The sequence below is a fragment of the Psychroflexus sp. S27 genome (genome assembly GCF_002810405.1).
GTDB lineage: Bacteria > Bacteroidota > Bacteroidia > Flavobacteriales > Flavobacteriaceae > Psychroflexus > Psychroflexus halocasei_A.
On sequence record NZ_NEXQ01000008.1, the window covers coordinates 132,478 to 153,716 of the forward strand.

At 34.1% G+C, this 21,239-nt stretch carries 18 protein-coding genes; 4 read left to right on the forward strand and 14 right to left on the reverse strand.

Annotated elements, in window-relative coordinates; genetic code table 11:
• Positions 1 to 16: 16 nt before the first annotated feature.
• Both CAP47_RS01735 and CAP47_RS01740 read right to left on the reverse strand, forming a co-directional pair.
• Positions 17 to 1,267, reverse strand: a complete 1,251-nt coding sequence (locus CAP47_RS01735) for an aspartate kinase (protein WP_100775126.1) — start codon at positions 1,265 to 1,267, stop codon at positions 17 to 19.
• A gap of 2 nt (positions 1,268 to 1,269) precedes the next feature.
• Entirely contained in the window at positions 1,270 to 1,743 is a 474-nt protein-coding gene (locus tag CAP47_RS01740; RefSeq protein ID WP_100775127.1) for a GNAT family N-acetyltransferase, read from the reverse strand.
• A gap of 106 nt (positions 1,744 to 1,849) precedes the next feature.
• On the opposite strand from CAP47_RS01740, the gene fbp reads away from it, so the two are divergent.
• Complete coding sequence (gene fbp, locus CAP47_RS01745; protein ID WP_093244326.1) at positions 1,850 to 2,872, forward strand: class 1 fructose-bisphosphatase; 1,023 nt, start codon at positions 1,850 to 1,852, stop codon at positions 2,870 to 2,872.
• A gap of 108 nt (positions 2,873 to 2,980) precedes the next feature.
• Here the strand turns inward: fbp and CAP47_RS01750 are convergent, their stop codons facing one another.
• The 4 genes from CAP47_RS01750 to CAP47_RS12465 form a co-directional block, all read right to left on the reverse strand.
• Positions 2,981 to 3,544, reverse strand: coding sequence for a hypothetical protein (locus CAP47_RS01750; RefSeq protein ID WP_100775128.1), 564 nt, complete (start codon positions 3,542 to 3,544; stop codon positions 2,981 to 2,983).
• A 130-nt stretch (positions 3,545 to 3,674) separates the two neighbouring features.
• Positions 3,675 to 5,342 carry a formate--tetrahydrofolate ligase gene (locus CAP47_RS01755; protein ID WP_100775129.1) on the reverse strand — a complete coding sequence of 556 codons (1,668 nt, stop codon included), beginning with the start codon at positions 5,340 to 5,342 and terminating at the stop codon, positions 3,675 to 3,677.
• Between the two features lie 173 nt (positions 5,343 to 5,515).
• Positions 5,516 to 6,943, reverse strand: coding sequence for a zinc-dependent metalloprotease (locus tag CAP47_RS12460; protein ID WP_317042670.1), 1,428 nt, complete (start codon positions 6,941 to 6,943; stop codon positions 5,516 to 5,518).
• 3 nt (positions 6,944 to 6,946) lie between these two features.
• The gene (locus tag CAP47_RS12465) at positions 6,947 to 7,855 is read right to left on the reverse strand and encodes a DUF5117 domain-containing protein (RefSeq protein WP_238140929.1); all 909 of its coding nucleotides are present in this window, start codon (positions 7,853 to 7,855) and stop codon (positions 6,947 to 6,949) included.
• Positions 7,856 to 7,977: 122 nt separating this feature from the next.
• On the opposite strand from CAP47_RS12465, the gene rfbA reads away from it, so the two are divergent.
• A complete protein-coding gene (rfbA, locus tag CAP47_RS01765) occupies positions 7,978 to 8,847 on the forward strand; it encodes a glucose-1-phosphate thymidylyltransferase RfbA (RefSeq protein WP_100775130.1) in 870 nt (289 codons plus the stop codon).
• Positions 8,848 to 8,923: 76 nt separating this feature from the next.
• Here the strand turns inward: rfbA and CAP47_RS01770 are convergent, their stop codons facing one another.
• The 8 genes from CAP47_RS01770 to CAP47_RS01805 are packed head-to-tail and all read right to left on the reverse strand — an operon-like array spanning position 8,924 to position 17,588.
• A complete protein-coding gene (locus CAP47_RS01770; RefSeq protein ID WP_100775131.1) occupies positions 8,924 to 9,385 on the reverse strand; it encodes a DUF4625 domain-containing protein in 462 nt (153 codons plus the stop codon).
• Positions 9,386 to 9,441: 56 nt separating this feature from the next.
• Complete coding sequence (locus CAP47_RS01775) at positions 9,442 to 9,765, reverse strand: hypothetical protein (protein WP_100775132.1); 324 nt, start codon at positions 9,763 to 9,765, stop codon at positions 9,442 to 9,444.
• Positions 9,765 to 12,143: a TonB-dependent receptor gene (locus CAP47_RS01780; protein ID WP_100775133.1), complete on the reverse strand. Its 2,379-nt coding sequence runs from the start codon at positions 12,141 to 12,143 to the stop codon at positions 9,765 to 9,767. Before CAP47_RS01780 ends, CAP47_RS01775 begins: the two co-directional genes overlap by 1 nt.
• A gap of 49 nt (positions 12,144 to 12,192) precedes the next feature.
• Positions 12,193 to 12,516, reverse strand: coding sequence for a hypothetical protein (locus CAP47_RS01785; protein WP_100775134.1), 324 nt, complete (start codon positions 12,514 to 12,516; stop codon positions 12,193 to 12,195).
• A 20-nt stretch (positions 12,517 to 12,536) separates the two neighbouring features.
• Entirely contained in the window at positions 12,537 to 14,702 is a 2,166-nt protein-coding gene (locus CAP47_RS01790; RefSeq protein WP_100775135.1) for a PepSY domain-containing protein, read from the reverse strand.
• A 3-nt stretch (positions 14,703 to 14,705) separates the two neighbouring features.
• A complete protein-coding gene (locus CAP47_RS01795) occupies positions 14,706 to 15,185 on the reverse strand; it encodes a DUF2271 domain-containing protein (protein WP_100775136.1) in 480 nt (159 codons plus the stop codon).
• A 13-nt stretch (positions 15,186 to 15,198) separates the two neighbouring features.
• Positions 15,199 to 16,668, reverse strand: a complete 1,470-nt coding sequence (locus tag CAP47_RS01800; RefSeq protein WP_100775137.1) for an ankyrin repeat domain-containing protein — start codon at positions 16,666 to 16,668, stop codon at positions 15,199 to 15,201.
• 14 nt (positions 16,669 to 16,682) lie between these two features.
• Positions 16,683 to 17,588: a DUF6607 family protein gene (locus CAP47_RS01805; protein ID WP_093244338.1), complete on the reverse strand. Its 906-nt coding sequence runs from the start codon at positions 17,586 to 17,588 to the stop codon at positions 16,683 to 16,685.
• Between the two features lie 68 nt (positions 17,589 to 17,656).
• On the opposite strand from CAP47_RS01805, the gene CAP47_RS01810 reads away from it, so the two are divergent.
• Complete coding sequence (locus CAP47_RS01810) at positions 17,657 to 19,804, forward strand: TonB-dependent receptor plug domain-containing protein (RefSeq protein ID WP_100775138.1); 2,148 nt, start codon at positions 17,657 to 17,659, stop codon at positions 19,802 to 19,804.
• A gap of 4 nt (positions 19,805 to 19,808) precedes the next feature.
• Positions 19,809 to 21,209, forward strand: a complete 1,401-nt coding sequence (locus CAP47_RS01815; RefSeq protein WP_100775139.1) for an HmuY family protein — start codon at positions 19,809 to 19,811, stop codon at positions 21,207 to 21,209.
• Positions 21,210 to 21,239 lie beyond the last annotated feature (30 nt).

A 21,239-nucleotide genomic window follows, 5' to 3' on the forward strand; every position in this document is an offset into this window, starting at 1 on the left:
CGACTAGCTTAATAATTTATTTCACAACAAGCTGAACCGTTTCTCTGGTGTATTGTTTTAGCAAGATGTCTTTATCTTTTTCTATTGATTTGAGCGCAGCATCATCAAAATGTCTGATGGTGTATAAAGACACATTTTTGTTATAAGTGACTTTAAATTTAGCTTTCAAAATAGAAATGAGTTCATCAATGGTGTTGAATTTATTATTCACACAAACAGAGAAGCTAATCGCAGAATTTTGAATTAAATCAACTTTTATTTGATATTTGTCAAACAGTGCAAAAATTTCAGCGATATTTTTTTCGACGAAAAAAGAAAAATCTAAACTCGCCAAAGAGAGTAAAATCAAATCATTTTTGACAATAAAACAAGGTGTTTTCGGAATCAGTTTTTCACCTTTCATCACACAAGTTCCTTTTCCTTCAGGATTTGAAAAAGCTTTAACAAATAGAGGAATTTCCTTTCTTTGAAGTGGTTGCAAAGTTTTCGGATGAATCACAGAAGCGCCGTAAAAAGCGAGTTCGATGGCTTCTTCATAAGAAATTTGATCGAGCAAGGTTGTGTTTTCAAAAACACGCGGATCGCCATTAAGCACGCCAGGCACATCTTTCCAAATGGTTAAAGATTCTGCATTGAGGCAATATGCAAAAATAGCAGCCGAGTAATCACTGCCTTCTCTGCCTAAAGTCGTTGTAAAATTATCATGATCAGAGGCGATGAAACCTTGAGAAATATTGAGCAAATCAGTATTGATGTAACTCGTTATGTTTTGCTGAGTTTCTTCCCAATTTACTTCAGCATCACGGAAATCTTCATTGGTTTTAATTAAATTTCGGCAATCGTGCCAGGTATTCGTACAGCCAATTTCATTAAGATATTCACTTACAATTGTTGAACTTACAAGCTCGCCTAAACACACGATTTGGTCATAGACATAATCATAATTAGGTGACTTATTGTGTTCTAAAAAAACAGCTAAATTTTCAAAAAAAGAATCGATTTTTTGATAAACAGGATGCGAAGTTGAGCTAAACAATTCTTGGCAAATATCGAGATGAAAAGTTTTAAGATCGCTGATTGCAAGAGCTAAATCTTTGTCTTTTTTAAAATACAAATCAATAATGTATTCCAGTGCGTTTGTGGTTTTTGCCATGGCAGAAATCACCAGCATTTTTCGAGATGTGCCAGTGGTTTTTAAAACCTCAACAAGATTCTTAACTGCTTCAGCATCTTTAACCGAAGCGCCACCAAATTTGTAAATCTCCATGATTAAGCTTTAAAATTTCTGATTTCATTTTCGTTCAGCTGAACTGTTCGCCATTCTTTATGGACAATCGCCCCATAATTTTCATAAAACTTAATCGCACTTTTATTCCAATCTAAAACCACCCATTCCACACGTTTAGTTTCGTGACGCTGTGCGTACATAATCACAGCTTCCAGAAGTGATTTTCCTATGCCTTCACCACGGTGTTGCTCTTTAACAATCAAATCTTCAAGATGTATAGTTTCACCTTTCCAAGTTGAAAAACGTGGATAAAACAAAGCCATACCTACAATTTCATCATCCGTTTCAGCTACAAAACATTTAAAAAGTGCATGCTCGCTAAAGCCATATTTCTCAAGATGACCGACAGTCACTTCAACAGCATTTGGTTCTTTTTCAAAAGCTGCGAGCTCATTGATCAATTCTAAAACAGCTGGCATATCAGATTTTTTGGCAAGTCGAATTTTAAATTCCATGGCATAAGATTTTATACAAAAATAAAAGACTTCAATAAATAGCTTTCTTTATGAGACGTTAAATAAGCTTTTTTTCTATTTTTGTGCAAATCACAACATTTGTCTCATGACACCTAATACCAATCAAACTCTAGGCGAGTTTATTATCGAACACGAAAAAGCTTTTAAATATACCTCAGGTGAGCTTTCAAGGCTGATCAACTCCATTCGTTTAGCTGCTAAAGTTGTTAACCACGAAGTGAACAAAGCAGGACTTGTCGATATTACCGGAAAAGCTGGTGATACTAATATTCAAGGCGAAGATCAGCAAAAACTTGATGTTTACGCTAATAATCGTTTTATAGAAACTTTAATTAATCGCGAAATCGTTTGCGGAATTGCTTCTGAAGAAAACGATGATTATATCACCATTCAAGGTCAAAATAAAGCGCACGACAATAAATATGTTGTGCTCATGGATCCGCTTGATGGTAGCTCAAATATTGATGTGAACGTTTCTGTCGGAACAATTTTTTCTATTTATAGGAGAAAATCTCCAATAGGAGAACCTGTTGAAATTGATGATTTTCTACAACCAGGCAATCAGCAAGTCGCGGCAGGCTACATCATTTACGGAACATCAACAATGTTGGTTTACACCACAGGTCATGGTGTTAATGGATTTACGTTAAATCCAGCCATTGGAACTTATTATTTATCACATCCAGATATGAAGTTTCCAGATGATGGTAATATTTACTCCATCAATGAAGGGAATTATGTGCATTTTCCGCAAGGCGTCAAAGATTATATCAAATATTGCCAAGAAGAATGCGAGGAAGAAAACAGACCTTATACATCACGCTACATCGGAAGTTTAGTTTCTGATTTTCATAGAAATATGATTAAAGGCGGAATCTATATGTATCCTAATACCGCAAAGGCAAAAAATGGGAAGTTGCGTTTACTTTATGAATGTAATCCAATGGCATTTATTGCAGAGCAAGCAGGTGGAGAAGCCTCTGATGGTTATCAACGTATTTTAGATATCAATCCGACTGAGCTGCATCAACGCGTTCCTTTTTTCTGTGGTAGCAAAAAGATGGTTGAAAAAGCAGAAGAATTTATGGCAAAAGCCAAATCGAAGTAACTATTTAAATTAATAAAAAACTCATATAAAAAAAGCCACGATGTAAGAATATCGTGGCTTTTTTGAATAGATAAACAATCGATTAAAGCGATTGTCACTTAAATTATCTTAAGTTTTATCACTGACCCATTCATATTCCATATAAAGAATAACATTTGCCCATTCTCCTTCTGGAGTGTAAAACTCTTTTTCTAAAGTCAAATAAATGACTCTGTTTTCCCATGAAAAATCAATAAGCTTCGCTTGGAATTCTAGCATAAAGTCTTCCTCATATTGATTAGGCACCAGTGTTACACTTTCATTTTGAGAATCAATGTTTAATTCTCTGAAAACACCTTTATGCCTCAAACAATTGGTGTAGTTTTCATAATTGTTATAATGATCGGAATAGGGAATATCAAAATCTAAAGATTGAATATTTCTATCAATTATGGTTGCCCAGTATGATTCTAAGTGCTTTGACATATTACAATATTCAACTTCTTGAAAAAGATTGGTACCTTCAATGCCATCACCATTCAAATCAATTGGGTTTTCAAGATAGGCTGCTTTGAGTTCGTATCTTCCCAACAATTCATCCAGATATTCTTGATTCTCAACAGGACTATTGTCATCATCTAAAGAGCATGAAAAAGAAACAAAAGCAAGTAATATTATAACAAGATTTTTCATGATTTCAGATTAGTATTTTGCTCATTTTTATTTAAATGGTTGATAAATTTACAAAAAATCAATAAAAATCTCATATAAAAAAGCCACGACGTCAAAATACCATGGCTTTTCTAAATATATAAACAATTGACTAAAACAATCCTGTAATTACGCCGTCCTTATCAATATCTATTTTTTCAGATGCTGGGTGAGCTGGTAAACCAGGCATACGCATCATGGTTCCTGTAATTGGAATTAAGAAACCTGCGCCTGCAGCGATTTCTATTTCTCTAACGGTAATTGTAAAATCTTTTGGTCGACCGATTTTCTTAGCATCATCAGTCAATGACTTTTGCGTTTTTGCCATACAAATCGGCAATCTATCCAAATGTAAATCCGTAATTGTTCTTAAATCTTTTTTAGCTTTGGCTGTGTATTCAACTGCTGTAGCACCATAAATTTCTTTAGCAATGGTCAAGATTTTTTCTTCAACAGGTCTTTCCCACTTATATAAAGCTTCGAAATTGGTTTTGTTTTCTTCAACAATTTCAGTCACAGCTTTGGCAAGATCAATTGCGCCCTCGCCACCTTTTGCCCATACATCAGCAACGGCGACTTTATAGCCGTTTTCTTTGGCAAAATCTTCTATAACTTTAATTTCCGCGTCAGTATCAGTTTTAAATCTGTTGATGGCAATCACAGGTTTAAGTTTAAATTTTAAAACATTTTCAAGATGCTTTTCTAAGTTTGGTAAACCTTTCCGTAAAGCTTCTAAATTTTCAAAAGTTAACTCTTTTAAGTGAGCGCCACCATGATATTTGAGTGCACGAATTGTTGCTGTTAAGACAACAACTTTAGGTTTTAAATCAGCACTTTGACATTTGATATCCAGAAATTTTTCACCACCCAAATCAAAACCAAAACCAGCTTCAGTGACTGTGTAATCTGCTAAACTCATTCCCATTTTTGTCGCCATTACCGTATTGGTGCCTTGCGCAATATTGGCAAAAGGACCTCCGTGAATAATCACAGGATTTCCCTCAAGTGTTTGAACGAGATTGGGTTTTAAAGCATCTTTTAAAAGTGCAGCCATAGCGCCTTCAGCTTTGAGGTATTTGGCATAAATTGGTTTTTTATCGTAAGTATAACCCACAAAAATATTTCCTAAACGTTTTTTGAGGTCTTCAAGATCTTTTGCTAAACATAAAATTGCCATCACCTCAGAAGCAGCCGTGATGTCAAAACCAGTTTCTCTTGGAATTCCCATCGTGCTTCCGCCTAAACCAACAATGACTTGTCTTAAAGAACGATCGTTAACATCAAGCACACGTTTCCATTTGACGGTACGCGGATCTATATTTAAAGAATAAGTTTTGCTTTGAATATTGTTATCAATAATTGCAGCTAAAAGGTTGTGTGCTTTTTCAATCGCAGCAAAATCTCCTGTGAAGTGCAAGTTGATATCTTCCATTGGCAGCACTTGTGAATAACCGCCGCCAGTTGCGCCACCTTTAATTCCGAAAACGGGACCCAATGAGGGCTCACGTAAAACGGCAATTGCTTTTTTCTTGATCTTGGCCAAGCCTTCAGTTAAGCCGATGGAAATCGTGGTTTTTCCTTCACCTGCTGGTGTTGGCGATACAGCACTGACAAGAATAAGGTTGCTTTTGCTCACTTTTTTCTCATCGATTAGTGTGTGCGGAAGTTTGGCTTTGTACTTGCCGTAAAGTTCTAAATCATCAAAAGGGATGTTTACTTTTTTAGCAATTTCAGCAATTTGCTTTGGTTGAACGGATTTTGCAATATCTAAATCTGTCATATCATTTAAATTAAAGCCTAAAAATATGAACAGAATCTCGTTTTTTGACTGATTTCTATCATGTTATCAGGTATTAAACAAATTGAAAGATGTGTTTTTCATGAAAACAAACGACATAAAAAAAGCGAGAACTTTCATCCTCGCTTTTATTGTTTTCTATAGATTATTAAAAACTATTTTTCTGCATCTTTTCTTAAAACATCATGCAAATAAAGGAAATGCGCAGCCAAGACGTCATCATTGTTTTTCTGCTTTTTCTTAAGATCTTTTCTTAAATCTTTTTTCTGTTTTGCAACATAAGCTTTTGCTTCAGCAGCTAATTTTTTGTTTTCACTCAAATCGATCAAATGATTAACGAATGCCGCTTGCAATTGGCGCTCTGCTAGATCAGGCTTTTTCATGTCCATGATGTCTTTTGATAAAGTCTTCATCAACTTCATGACATTTAATCCTTTACCAGATAAAGTTGCATTGCTGTTGAGCATCGCATTGAGTTTTGAAGTACTTAAAAGGCGTTTTAATAAAGATGTATTGATCCCTACAACACGATTTAAAGTGCCTCGACTTGAAAATTTAGAAACCAACTCTTCTGGCATTAGCCAATTCTGTGTTGTCCACACATTTTCTTTTAAAAATGCAAGAGCTTGAAGCTGCTCTTCTTCACTCACAACTTTGTAAGGTGTCCCGTCCTGACCTTTGTTTAATAATGTTTCATGAACACCGCCAATCATTGATGAAACATGATAAACGTAACGTCTGTAAACCGACAGAAGTTCACCGTATAATTCTTCTAACTCATCATAATTTTCTCCTTCAGGTGTTGTCCATTTATCAAGGTTTTGAGCGACAATTTTTAGATTTGATAATCCGTAAGAACTGGCTTTGATAGGGTCGTCACCAATATTTTCAGTTTGAGAATCTGGATCATTATTTCTGCCGCCAAACATGTATATTTTCTGTGTACTTTTTTCATCAACCATTGCTTTTAAAATAGTTTTGATTTCTTCTGGCGTTTTTTTATCAAAATATCTGTAACCCCAATCAATAGTGTACATATCATATTCGCCAAGTTTTCTGATAAAACGAATATTTTCATCGCCAGGTTGTGCCACATAATTATAGCGTGCATAATCCATAATACTTGCTGCGATACCCTTTTTCTGAGTAAATTTTCCAGAGCGTAAAGAATCTACAGGATAAGCAGAACTCGCCTTCATGTTGTGAGGTAAACCAAGTGCATGACCGATTTCGTGAGAAATAACACGGCGCATCATTTCGCCGATTTCTTCTTCAGGAGTATCCAGAGTTCTTGCTTTAGGATTGGCAGCGCCAGTTTCTAATAAATAACGGTTTCGGTAAGAACGTAAATGGTTATGATACCAAATGATATCACTCTCAATAATTTCACCAGTTCTTGGGTCAGCAACGCTTGGGCCAACTGCATTTCGCGTGGTTGATGCGACATATCTGACAGTTGAATAGCGGACATCTTCAGGACTAAAGTCAGGATCTTCTTCTTTAGTTGGCGCAACTTTAGCGATAATCGCATTTTTAAAACCGATTTTATTAAAGGCTTTATTCCAGTCTTCAATGCCTTTGATGAACTAAGGAATCCATTTTGTAGGTGTAGCCGGGTCTAAATAATAAACAATAGGTTTGACAGGCTCAACAAGCTCGCCACTTGCATAAGCTTTTTTGTCTTTTGGTTCAAGTCTCCAACGTTTCGCAATTGTGTAGGAATCAGATTTGAGTTTATTAGAGCTATAATTGTATTTCTTTAAAGAAAACCATCCGACACGTGGATCTGTATAACGAACGGGCATCAAATCTTCAGGCAATTCAATGATTGAGTGATTGATCTGAAATGTGAAAGTATTTGTTGAATTACCTCGTGGTGGCTTATTCACTTTATAAGTTAACGTATGAATGATTTCGGTATTTTTAGGAAAAGATTTTACTTCATCAATTCGGCTTCTTGATTTATCAACACCGCTGATTTTATATTCCTTTTTTTGTCTTTCACCAATGATGTTAAATGAAGGAGAATCGTCATTATAAAATTTTGAAACATCAATGATAAAACTATTGTTAGCTTCTTTTTCAATTTTAAAACTCGCTAATATCGGATTGAGATTATTTTGTTGGACGCTAAGTAAAATCGGATCATCATCAGCAGCAACATTGGTTGTCGAAACCTGAATGATGTCAATCTTATTTCCATTTTTTTGAAAATGAATCATCTGTTCAGCTGTTTTTGAACCTGCATTTCTGTAAGCAGAATAATTTGCAGGTAGTTGACGCAAACGCGTCACCATTAATAAATCTTTATTAAGTAGATGATCTGGAATTTCAAAAAACAGCTCACTGTTCTCACCAAAATAAGTGGTGATCATACCTTTTTGAGAGCTAAGTTTTTCAAGTTTTTTGTCAAATTTATCAGAAGAATCTGATGAGTCATCCTGTGCATAAATAGTTCCGAAAAATAGAACAAATGCTAAAGTTAATAAGCGCATAAATTTAGTTTTACTTTTAGATTTATAATTCGATGAAAAGTTTAATCAGAAGTATAAAGTCTTGCGGATTCTCGATTAATAGGGATAAATTCTTATTTTCGTGCAGACCAAAATCTTATCTTATGAAAGGCATTATTTTAGCCGGCGGCTCAGGCACGCGCTTACATCCTTTAACGCATGCGGTTTCAAAACAACTTTTACCCGTTTATGATAAACCGATGATTTATTATCCATTATCCGTATTGATGTTGGCTAATATTCGTGAAGTTTTGATTATTTCAACACCAAAAGATTTGCCAAATTTCAAACACCTATTAGGTAATGGGAGTGATATCGGAATGAAGCTTTCATATGCAGAACAAGCAGAACCTAAAGGCTTAGCAGAAGCTTTTGTGATTGGTGAAGATTTTATTGGAAATGATGATGTTTGCTTGATTTTGGGTGACAATATTTTCTACGGCGCTGGTTTATCAGGCATTTTAGCTGATGCAAAACAAAAAGTTGAAAATAGTGATGAGGCCGTTATTTTTGGCTATCATGTTGACAACCCGAGACGTTACGGTGTTGCAGAGATTAACGACAGAGGAGAGGTTTTAAGTATTGAAGAAAAACCAGAGCATCCGAAAGGAAATCATGCTGTTGTCGGCTTATATTTTTATCCAAATTCCGTGATTGAAGTTGCCAAAAAAGTTAAACCTTCACATCGAGGTGAACTTGAAATTACTTCAGTCAATGCTGCTTATCTAGATCAACAAAAGTTGAAGTTACAGGCGCTTAATCGTGGTTTTGCTTGGCTTGATACAGGCACGCATGAAGCTTTAACGGAAGCAACAGAATTTATTAAAGCACTTGAAAAAAGAACAGGTTTAAAAATTTCTTGTCTAGAAGAAATTGCTTTATCTAAAAAATGGATTTCTAAAGCGGAACTCAAATCTCAGATTGATGGTAAAAAGGGAGATTATTACGGATACCTTCAACGTTTGATGGATTAAATTTTAAAAATAAAAAAAGCCGGTTATGATTAATATCAAACCGACTTTTTTCGCCTAACACGGCTGAACTTAACTCTTAATGTTCATGATGATCGTGATCATGTTCGCCAATTATAATATCGACGTAAGCTTCAGATTGATTTCCAGAGCTATCCAATACGATAATTCCAAAATGATAATTACCCTGAGTAATACCTGTCGGAATGTTTATTTCATCTTCTACTAAAAAACTTTGTGGTGAGTTTTCTAAAGTGATGTTTTCGTTGTACTCCCAATCTTCACTCATTGTAACAACACCATGCGTGTGACCATCTGCATTATGATGAATATTTAGACGATATGCTGCTAACGCGACATTATCTTCTAACTCAATATTGAGCATAATTTTTTCGCCAAGATCAAAATGTTGTTCTTGCTGAGGGACATTAACTGTAATTGTAGGCACTTCATTGTCAAGTGCATTATCGTCATCACTGCTACAAGCGGTGAATAATATGGCGATACTTAAAACGATTGATTGATATATGTATTTTTTCATTTTTTATTGAATTTAAATTTTTATAATTGATTTTATTTAATAAAGTTGAGTTATTGTTAAGTTGAGGGTGGTGCTCTGAGTTGATATGCTTCATATTTTTTCTTTTTATAAAAATCAAGTTTTTTGAATAGATTTTTACTAACTAATTCCATTGGTAAATTGCAATCAACAGAATTATAAAAAACGAGGTACAAATGTTTTGAGATATTAAAGTCTGAACATTGATGACCTAACGTTTTATCAATAACTTGAGAAGTCACAGAATGTTGATCTGCATCAAATTCGTGTTCAATCCAAATAAAGTGACCTGTAAATACAATTTGCATCCATACCATTAAGGCGGTAAAAGCAAATGATATATGTTTAGTGATATCTAACATTAAATGATAGGTATTCTAAAATTCACTTGAATATTTCTTCCAAATTCTGGTATTTCTAAATTTCTGTAAAAACTCGTGTGTTTGTAATATTTTGTATCAAAAAGATTTGTAACACTAAGGTTTACATCCATTTCGAAATTCTTGATTTTCAAAGTTGATTTTGCACCAAGTCCAAAAACTTCATAACCAGGTGTTACTTTCTCACCTTGCGCAATTCTGTCTTGCTTCATCGCGATAGTCGAATTGACATAAACTTCAGTTTTAGAGAAACTTTGACTTTCTTTGAAAATCTGCTGCCCAACTTCTAAAAACAAGTTGTTTGCAGGTGTAAAAGGCAAAGGATATTCGCTGCTGCCTGAATCTGTGATTTGCTGATTTCGGATATATTCACCCACAGCTAAAGTGCGCAAACCAAAATCGAAATTTTTTTCAAGCATCAATTCAACACCACTTAACAAAGCTTCAGATTGTTCATAACTATAAATCTGACCTGAATGCGGTAAAATTGAAAATTCTAAAGTTGGTTTTAAAAAAATATAATTGCTGAAATAGTAAGCATACGGACTCAATTTGGCGATAAAATCATCTGTTTTATATTCTAAATCTAAATCGATGACATAAGATTTTTCGGCGTCAAGATTTTTATTTCCTCTTTCATGTCTGAATGAACCATGATGAATTCCGTTAGCACCTAATTCAATAGCAGTTGGTAACCTAAAGTTCGTTCCAAAGTTTGATTTTATGCTGAATTGATCATTAATATCATAAGCCACACCAGCCATTGCATTAAAGCTACTGAAATTTTTATCTAAATCAGGACTCCTTAGTGCAAACGTATTTGCTTCAGCTGAATTTGAACCTTTATTGATTAAATAATTATAGAGATTATCATCATAATAACGTTCAATATCAATAGAGCTATAATCGAATCTAACGCCAAAATCAAAAAGCAAATTATCTTTCGCACGAAATTGATGTTTGTAAAAAGCAGCAAAACTGTTGGTTTGATAAGCTGGTAATAAAAAATTATAACCATCAATCTTATTGTCTTGCCATTTGGTTTGCACACCGATTTTTCCTGAATGTTTTTCAGTAAAAGTATAATCTAATTTTGCTTGTGCATCATAAGTTTTAAGTCTGAAATCTAGCTCTAAATCAGGATCGACTTTAGGTGGTTCTTGAGATGCGTAATGCGTGTGAAATAAACTCCACTCTTGTCTGTGGTTGTCCTGAAATCCTAATAAAACTTGAAGTTCAGCATTTTCAAAACGTAAACGGGTATCATTCAAAACTTTAAAGTGATTCACATTTTGATAAGGAAAACCAACATTTCTTCTATCGCCATCTGGCTGAACTCGCTCAATATCAGGAATGCCGTGAGAGCCAGGAAAAAATCCTGATTTTTGATAAACATTACTGACGTGTATCGCGCTTTCAAAAGTTTCGCCTTGGTAACCAACTTGCCCAGACCAATTCATTTCATGACCAGCCGTGTTTTTCAGTCTTTCATTATAAATCGGGATGTCATAATTCAGATAATTAATCTCATCAGTTGGCAAACTGTAATCACCAAAATCCATCGCTGTAAAATGAATTTTATAGAACATTTTGTCAGCTTTATAAGATAAACCTGCTGAGGTTCCTATGGTTTGATTTACTGATTTTGCAATACCAAAAATGTCAGCTTTCAAGCCATTTTCTTTAGGCGCTTTTAAACTGTTAATTTTTAAAAGTCCGCCAATAGCATCACTTCCATACTCAATGGCACCAATACCTTTCACGATTTCCATTTGGTCTATTGCAAGCGCATCAATTTCTAAACCATGGTCGGCACCCCATTGCTGGCCTTCTTGTTTAACGCCATTTTCAGCAACCGCAACACGGTTTAGACTAAAACCTCTGATAATAGGTTTTGAAGTTCCTGCACCGATTTCCATCGCATTAATACCGGGTAATTTACTCATGGAAGTTGCCAAAGAACCTGTGTATTCTTGTTTCAGATAATCGTCTTCAACAATTTGTGTATTTGCCGTTTGGCGTTGCTTTTTCTGAGCAGTAATCAATACTTGCTCTAAATTGTACGCATCTTCTTTAAGATTAAATTTTAAATCTAAATCTCTATTAAGTTTGACAATTGTGTCTATAACTTCAAAGCCGATGTGGCTGATTGTCAGTCTATATGATTTCTGTTTTAAAGAATTAAATTCAAAAAAACCTTTATCATTTGTTGTTTCTGTTTTGTCGCCTAAATAGATGTGCGCTCCGTAAAGTGGCTGATCGTCTAAATCTAGAACGTCGCCTCTAAGTTTGAGGTTTTGTGCGTTGCTGGCAAAACTGTACATCAGTAAAGCCGCAAGCATAAAAAACTTGTGTTTCATTGTTTGGTGAACCTGTAAAAATTAATAAATCGCTTATTCTGTAGAATAATTAAGCGACTGGCGGTGCACGTAAACGAAAAAATGAATCTGATTTAGAAAAGTAAATTTTCTTAACCGAAAGAACATCAGTCTTAATAAAATCAGGAATGATGAGCTCAAAAGAAAATAATTGAATTGGCGTGATTGGCTGAAGTTGTAAATCACAAATGCCACAATGTGTTTCAAGCTGATTGACATGTGTATGCTCGACATCGCAATGTGAAGGTTTAAAAGCATCTTCATGATGAAAACTATGAACAGAAGGCAACAAAATGACTGCCAGCAAGAGACTTGCTAGAAAGCTAGAAAATAATTTTGCCTTTTTCCTTTTCATGCTGCGAAATTATATAAATATCAGTAACAATCACAAAGAATCTGTGAAGAGAAGCTGTTAATGTTTGTTAAGAGTTTGTTTTTAAGTATTTTGTCTATCTCGTTTTTGACTTCTTTTTCCATTGCTAAAGAGCCACAGACCATTATGCAACCACCGTTCTGAAGACATTTGATAATTGTTTCAGGATGTCGAGCAATAAGGTGTTGCACGTACTGTGAGTTTTGTTCTTGACGAGAATAAGCCAGGTTTAAACTGTTGATTTTTGATTGATTTCTATTAAAATAGCTTTTATATAATTCAAAAGATTCTGGTTTTCTTAGCCCAAAGAAAACATGCATTTCTTTTTCTGTTTCCGCTTCATCTATCATTCCGAGAAAAGGAGCAATGCCAGTTCCGTTAGCGATGAAAATGACGTTCTTTTTATCACCTAAATGAAATGAAGGATGCTTTCTGATTTTCGCTTTAAACTTTTTGTTTTTACCTAATTGTGAAAGATAAGTTGAACAAATACCCATGTCGTGTTTTTTGACACTGAGCAAGACTTTATTATCAAATTTAGCAATTGAGTAGAGGCGTTCTCGACCATCAGCTTTCGGCGTGATGGCCAATAAATCTCCAGATTGAATGTCATTTATTTTTTTTGTTTTCAAACAAAGTGTAAAATTCTGATCACAATCTAAGCAAGAAATATCTTGAATTTTCAAAGTGGTTTGTGCTTCTTTAGGAGCTTGTATTTCCAAATCTAAATTCAACACCTGGCTTAATTCTGACGTCCAATTAATAAATTCTGTTTCGTTATTTTTATTAACGGTCGCGTAAGCCAATAAAGAATTTAAACTTTCTTTTTTGTGTAATTCTTGATTGACTTTTTCAGCAAAAGCACAAAATTTTGGATAATCTGTTGAGCCGAAACCTAAAACAGAATAATGCGCTTTTTGATTGATGTTTTTCAGTTTTTGTAGAAATTGAGAAGCATTATAAGGTGCTTCACCATCACCATAAGTTGAGCTTAAGATTAAAAGATGCTGAGCTGATTCAAATTTTGAATACTGATTTAAACTCGCGACATAAACTTTCTTTTTGGCTTTGATAAATGCTTCAGCTAATCGGCTGGCATATCCAAATGTCGATCCAGTTTCGGAACCCACCAGAATCACGATTTCAGCTTCATCTTTTGCACATTTATTTTTAGCTTTTGATTGATATTTTCTTTTTAACCAAATTAAAATTCCGCTGACAAATAAACCAATAAGTACCAAACTGCTCAAGCCTAAAATAATTGACCATAACCAACTAAAATCGCCGGTGTGCAGATGAAAACTCCATCTTTTAGTTTTTAAAGCAGGTGTTTCAGAAACGCGATTGATGGTTTCTCCAGTGACTTGACTCACTAAAAGTTCAGCATCGACAAGCTTGACATAAAAATACTCGTCGGATGAGGCAGCAAAAGGAAAGTCGATTTGTAGAATTTCAGAAACTTGGATGTCATCAAAAGCTGTGATATCTTCTAGCTTTAAAATTCCAGCATCGGCTGCTATTTCATTTTCTTCAAAATCCCAAATATCTTGTGGCTGGCTTTCAATGATAAACCGATCTGCACTGAGATAAGCACCACTAATCGCTATAATAAACAAAGGAATTAAAAAATACTTACTTGCCAAACTATGCCAATAAGCTGCAGTTCCGTCATACTTTTCTTTGCTGAAAATCTTTCTAAAACTGCCATATCTTTTCAAAAGAAGCGCAAAACCTGAAATAACAATCAAAATAAGAAAAATCGCTGCTAAACCAATGATGAAGCGACCTGTAGATTTCAGAAAAAGCGATCTGTGTAAAACGGTATTGAATTCATAAATTGCTGAGCGCTCAGCAAAATCAGCAATTTTTTTTCCTGTAAAAGGATTGATATAAAAACTTTGACTTTCAAAATTCTCATCTAAAGTTTCGATACTGATTTGGTTGTAAGCATTACGATGAATGCTCATCACTTCAGGATGTTTAGCTTTAATATTGAGTAAAGCCATTTCCAAATCAAGTTCGTCAAGATTATGAAAACTTGTCGCTTTAGAATGCTCAAAAACAGGTTCAGTTGCAAGAACCAAACCTGTTATTGAAGCTAAGAGGATGAAAAGTCCTGCACCCAAAGCCAGACTGAGGTGCGAGAATCGCCAAAGTTTTTGAAACATAATTTATTGAGGAAGTATTTTGACAAATCTGATAAAACCTTCGCCTTTTAAAGTTTGTCCTTTGAGTAATTCTTGTGTTAATTTAACTTTGATGTCATCAAGGTGGTAAGCTTTATCCTCAACTGCAGTTTCAAATCTTAAGCTGTAATTTTTATCAATCCACTCTGAGTGAATTTCTAAACTTGTCACAGCTCGGCTACCACCAGAAATTGTTGCACCAGTGATACCATCTAGACTTGCTTTGTTTTTACCTTGAAAATCCCACCACTCAGCAATGTCGTGATACCATTCATCATCTTCACCTCTGACGTGAATTGTTTTGAGATATTCATCATTTTCATCTAAAAGAGAAATCACGATATATGCGCCTTCACCAGAATAGTTTTTCATTTGAATGAGACATTTATAAGGATCCGTGTTACTCACATTTGTAAAAGACATGAGTGTGAAAATACCGATAAAAAGAAAAATTACTTTTTTCATGAGTTCAATTTTTTTAAGATTTTAAAAATGAAAGATCTTGCCCTTTGAGCAATTCGTTTTGTGACGCTAAATCGTAGGGGCTTTCTTCGAAATCAGTTTTGATATTTAATTTTGCACCATGCTTAAGAACTGCTTTGATAAACTCAGGATTTTGAGCTGTCATCGCTGCTAAATGCAATGGTGTTAAACCATCTTCGTTAACTTGATTGATTTTAGCTTGATGTTTTTTTGCTAAATCTAAAAGTTTTTCACTTTTCTTTTCAACTGCTAAATGATAAAGGTTATTTCTGTTTGCTTGTAAACCTTTAAAATTGATTTTATTCACTAAAAGATCATATTTCTTATCAAAAGCTTTTGAGCCTTCAGCTTGAATTAAATAGTAAACAAGTGTGTTTCCTTTTTTGTCTTTTATATCAATTTTTGCATCTTTTTCTAGTAAAAACTTAACTACTTCAGCAGAATTTCTTTGCGTAGCTAACATTAATGCTGTTTTTTTATTTTGATTGGCTAAATTGATTTCAGCATCCTTCTTTAAAAGATACTCAACGACAGAAATATCATTATAAGCTGAGGCATTCATTAAAGCTGTTTGACCTTTACTGTTTTGCTGATTGACATCAACACCTTTGTTAATGAAAAAATCAAAAATTTCTGTGTCTTTTGTCCCTCTTGCGATATTGTGTAAAGGTGTTGTTTTCTCTGAATTTGAAATATTAGCTTCTATGTTTAGTTTATTTAAAAATCGATAAACTTCAATCGAATTGCTGTGACGTCTTGCGCCATAACTTGCCATAAAAATGGCGTTTTCACCTTTTTCGTTGACAACTTTAGGGTTGATGCCTTCTTGAATTAATTCTTTTAATAAAGAAATGTTCCCTTTCCTAACAGCATACATAAAAGCATTATTGCCATCATGATCCGTAGATTTTAAATCTAAACCAGCATCGATTAAGAAGTTGATTTCACTGATTTTCTCAAGATTTGGCATCAGCAACAAAAGCACATTTGCGCCATTGCGATTAGTCGCAGTAATTGGCAAATTATTTTTTTGCATAAAAGCATAAAGCTTAGGATCTTTTTGTCCTGCACCTGCTGCAAAAGTTTGTACAATGTTACCGTGATCATCAACTAAATTAGTTTTTGCACCATTTTTCAAAAGATGATCCATCAATTTGATATTGTTTTTATAAGCAGCCCAAAATAGATATGTTCTGCCATCGTGTGTCAGTTTATTGGCATCATTTCCTTTTTGCTCAAGCAAAAATAAAATTGTTTGATCATCAACCTCACTGAGGATAGCCCAAGTTGTGGCATCAAATGAATTACTGCTTAATGCAGAAATATCATGACCTTTAGCCATATCGGCCTTAATGCTTTCAATAGAAGGATTGTTTGTCCAATAATCTCTCTCTGTAAACGGATTTTTTTGAGCAAAACCTATAAGGCTTGTCAATAGAATTAAAGTTAGAATTGATATTCTCATTTGTACTGTATTATTTATTTGATAAACTTGTCAATCGTTGTGCTTATTTCTTCCTCTGTGTTGATTTCATCATCAAATAAGTATTTATACATGACTTTAAAATCAACTTTTTCTTTAAGGCTTAAATCTTGATTTCTCTCAAAAACTTCATCCCATTTTGCACGAACTTTTGCCCATTTTTCATTATTTTCTTTCCACCAATCACGTGCCGCTTGGCATTTGCTATCATCAACTTTGACATATGTGTTGTAACCTTTTTCATAAGCTAGGATGACATCTTCTTCACCATCTTTACGGATGATTTTTGCGTTATCTTGGTCGTGTACCCAACCATTATCTGTGATTTCATGTCTGTTTTGACGCTTTGTGACGTTGTAATCACTGCGTTTAGTGTATTCGCGTCTTGGTAATGGCGCGTCAGTCACACTTTCCCAGTAGTTTTTATCATCAACGTGAACCCAAGTTCCCGTACCTTCGTAACGCGGACTGTCATCAACTTGATAGACTTTTTGCGTCCATTGTCCTTTCACATCTTTTTTTGACTTCTCCTTATAAGTCCATTTGTTATCATGGTCAAACATGTAAAAATCTGTGTTTTGGTAAAGCCAATCTTGGCGCCAGTGCTTCACAATCATCGGATCTTGAGGATTACCAACTTGTAAGATATGCTGAATAACAATTTCTTTTTTATTGTCTGTTACAAGTTCAGCCCATTCTAGACCTTTGCTAATTTTATTTGCTGAGGCTTGATAAAGTGAGTCCTCGCTATTATTAAAGGTTTCTGCGAAGTTAAAAGTCACTTCGTAACATCCGCACATGCTTTTAATAGCCTCTCTGTCTTTTTTGAGTTTTGATTGAGCATTAAGTGAAGTCCCTATAAACACGAATACTATAAGGATAAAAGTGCTAACTTTTTTCATAAAAATTTGTTTTTAATATTTATTTAGATTGAATATAAATTCATATATTTGCGTCAAAATTAAATATAATGAGTCTAAATAAAAACTATTTCAAAGGTTTTTCTTTAATTTTTTTTCTATCAATCATCAGTTCGAATCAAGTTTTTGCACAAGAGCAAGATTCAATTTGGACAGAAACTCTTGAGAATGTAGTGATTACAGGTCAGCTTAACCCTCAGGCGGTTGATAAGTCTGTTTTTGAAGTTAAAGTGATTACGCAAAAAGAAATTGAAAGACGAGCAGCGACTAATTTAGCTGATTTACTCTCACAAAGTTTACATATAACTATACAACCGAATCCATCAACAGGAAAATCGAGTTTAAGCTTGTTTGGCTTAGATGGTCAATATTTTAAAATATTAATTGATGGCGTGCCAATGATTAATGAAGAAGGCGTTGGCAACAATGTTGATTTATCACTTATTAATATTGATAATGTCAAGCGTGTGGAGTTTGTGGAAGGTGCGATGGGCGTACAATATGGTGCTAATGCATTATCTGGTATTTTAAACATCATCACTAAAAACCCTTCAACTGATGTCACTAAAATTAGTGTTTACGCGCAAGAAGAAAGCATAGGTAGTGAGTATGAATGGTTTAAAAAAGGGAAGCATGTACAATCAGTGCAAATAGATCATGGTTTTTCTGATAAATTTTCAACTTCTTTAAGTTATAATCGCAATGATTTTGGCGGTTATTGGAATGAGAGAGAAGGTGAAGTTTATGATAAAAATGATAACAAAAGAGGGCATGAATGGTTGCCGAAAATTAACCATAATATTCGTTTAGCTTTAAATTACAAACCATTAGAAAACTTAAATTTAGATTATCGTTTTGACTATTTATCCGAAGACATATTTAAGTATAACAAAACAGTCAGCTTAAACGAGAATCCAGCAACGCAAACTCAGCAACCCACAGCTTTAGATGAGGTTTATACAAATTTAAGAATGATGCATAATCTCAATGCTTCGGGCGAAATATTTAGAGGAAAGCCATTTAGCTTTTCAGCCTCTTACCAAAAACAAACCAAAGATTTAGAACGCTATACTTATGTGATTAGGCAAGATCAAAAAACGAATGTCAAAAAATCACAATACCTAGAGCGAGAAGTATTCTTTTCAAGAGGTTTTATCAGTAAAATATTAAATACAGAATCAACAAGTTTACAATTAGGTTATGAGGTTAATTTGGAAAAAGGTCAAGGCTCTCCATTTTCGATGTCAGTCGCATCATCAGATGAAGAAACTTCACAAAAATTGAATCATTATGATCTTTTTGCAAGTTTAGAGCATCAATTTTCTAAGCGTTTTTCTGTACGTCCAGGAGCAAGAATCTCTACTTCAAATCTTTTTGATGAGCAGTATATGCTGTCTTTAAGTTCAAGATATAATTTCGATAATGACTATCAGTTAAGAGCCGTTGTTGGGTCATCAAACCGAACACCTACATACGAGGAGCTTTACACTTACTTCGTTGATGTTAATCACGATGTGCAAGGAAACCCTGATTTGAATCCTGAGAAAGGTTACTCTGTTTTTGTTCATTTAAAAAAGAATTTTCAATTATCTGATGAGATTAATTTAAAATCAAAAATCAGCGCATCTTATATTGATATTCAAGATCGTATTGAATTAAGCATCGCGAGTGAAAGTCCGTTAACCTATAAATTCACCAACATTGATGCTTTTAAAACACATGGAATTTATACCGAAAACTCAGTTTTTTATAAAAATATCCAGTTAAATTTAGGCTTATCACTTCAAGGTGTTTCTAAAACATTAGACTCAAGTGAAAATGTAAAAGATGATTACTTATATCATTTTCAGATGAATGCAAACCTTAATTATGAGTTGCCAAAAATCGATGCAGCTTTTACACTTTATTTCAAACATATCGGACAACAATACCAATTTGTTCAAAAAGAAAATGATCTCGGAGATTTAGTTTTTGACAAAGGAAAAACGGAAGCTTATGGTTGGTTAGATGCTTCTTTTAAAAAATCATTTTTTAATAATCAATGGGTGGCAACACTCGGCATACGTAATCTTTTAGATGTTAACTCCATTAATACGACAGCTTTTAGTGGAGGCGCTCATTCAGATGCGCCAAGTGCCCAAAGTATAGCTTATGGTCGCTCATACTTTTTGAAATTACAATATAATTTAAACTTATAACATCATGATATCTTTAGATTTTAATTTTTTTAAAATACTCGTTATTTCATTTTTCATTACAAGTTGCAGTGATGATAAAACGCTAACGCAAGACCCTTTTGTTGTTGCTTTTGAAGAGTTATCGATAAATCATCTTGAAGCAGGAAATGAATTTGACATTCCTTTAATTTTTTCAGATATAGCAGAAGTTGAAGGTCAGGTTTTAATTGATTTGCAAACAATTAATGCTGTTTACGGTCAAGATTTTGTGACGCAGCCTCCTGCAGAAAATGGTCAGATTTCCGTTTTAATTGAAGCAGGACAAACCTCACAGAAAATACGCTTTCAAAAATTGAATCAAAACCTTGATGAAACATCTGAAATAGACTTTAAAATCACACAAATCAATTATTTCAATTCTCAAATACAAGGCAATACACAATATCAAGTAAATGCTTCTCCAACTTTGGGCGGAAGCTTAAGTCCTGAAATAGGTGGCCCAGCAGAAGAATTTCAGGTTTACGTAGATTTAAGTAGCAAAAGCCAGAAAAAAGTTCAGCGTGATCATTGGGATCTTGGTTTTTATGGCGGAAATCACGATAGAGTTGTGATAAATTCATCAATATATATGGCTGCAAAATCTTTAGAAAGTAATGATATTGATGCAGTTACAGAGCAAAGTGTTAGTCATTTAAAATCGAAAGTTACAGTAGGTACTTTTGATCCTGCCAATGCGGTCTATGTTGACCATCCTGATGGTAGTCTTGAAAAAACAGCAATCAGTGAAATAAAATTAGAAGCTAACGAGAATAAAGTTTACCTCTTAAACTTAGGTTATGAAGTAGGTAATGATACAGCAAACTCAGGCTCGGTGAATATAGCTGGAAGCCCTAGAGGCTGGAAAAAAATCAGAATTTTAAAATCTAATGATACCTACATTTTACAATACGCAGACTTAAATGCTCAAACACATCAAGAAGTCACAATACCCAAAAAAGCAGCTTATAATTTTAATTTTTTCAGTTTTGATACAGAAAATTTTGTTTCCGTTGAACCTGAAAAGGACCGTTGGGATATCAATTTTACAGTTTTTACAAATCTAATTGAAGATGCTGGTAGTTATGGCTACTCAGATTTTGTATTACATAATAGGAAGGCTGGAGCAAAAGCATATAAAGCAGATGAAATTTCAAGTTTAACTTATAACGAATTTTCATTAAATGATATTGATCAGAATGCTTTTAAAGTAGATCAAAGAGCCATTGGCGAGTCTTGGCGAGATGTTTTTTCTGGTCAGGTTTTTCAATCACCATTTTATGTTGTTCAAGACCCAAATGGGAACTATTACAAACTTCGTTTTTTGAGTTTAACTAACCAAGATGGAGACAGAGGATATCCAAAATTCGAATTTAAGCTTTTAGAATAAAAACAATTTTCAATTCAAACAATTCAAACA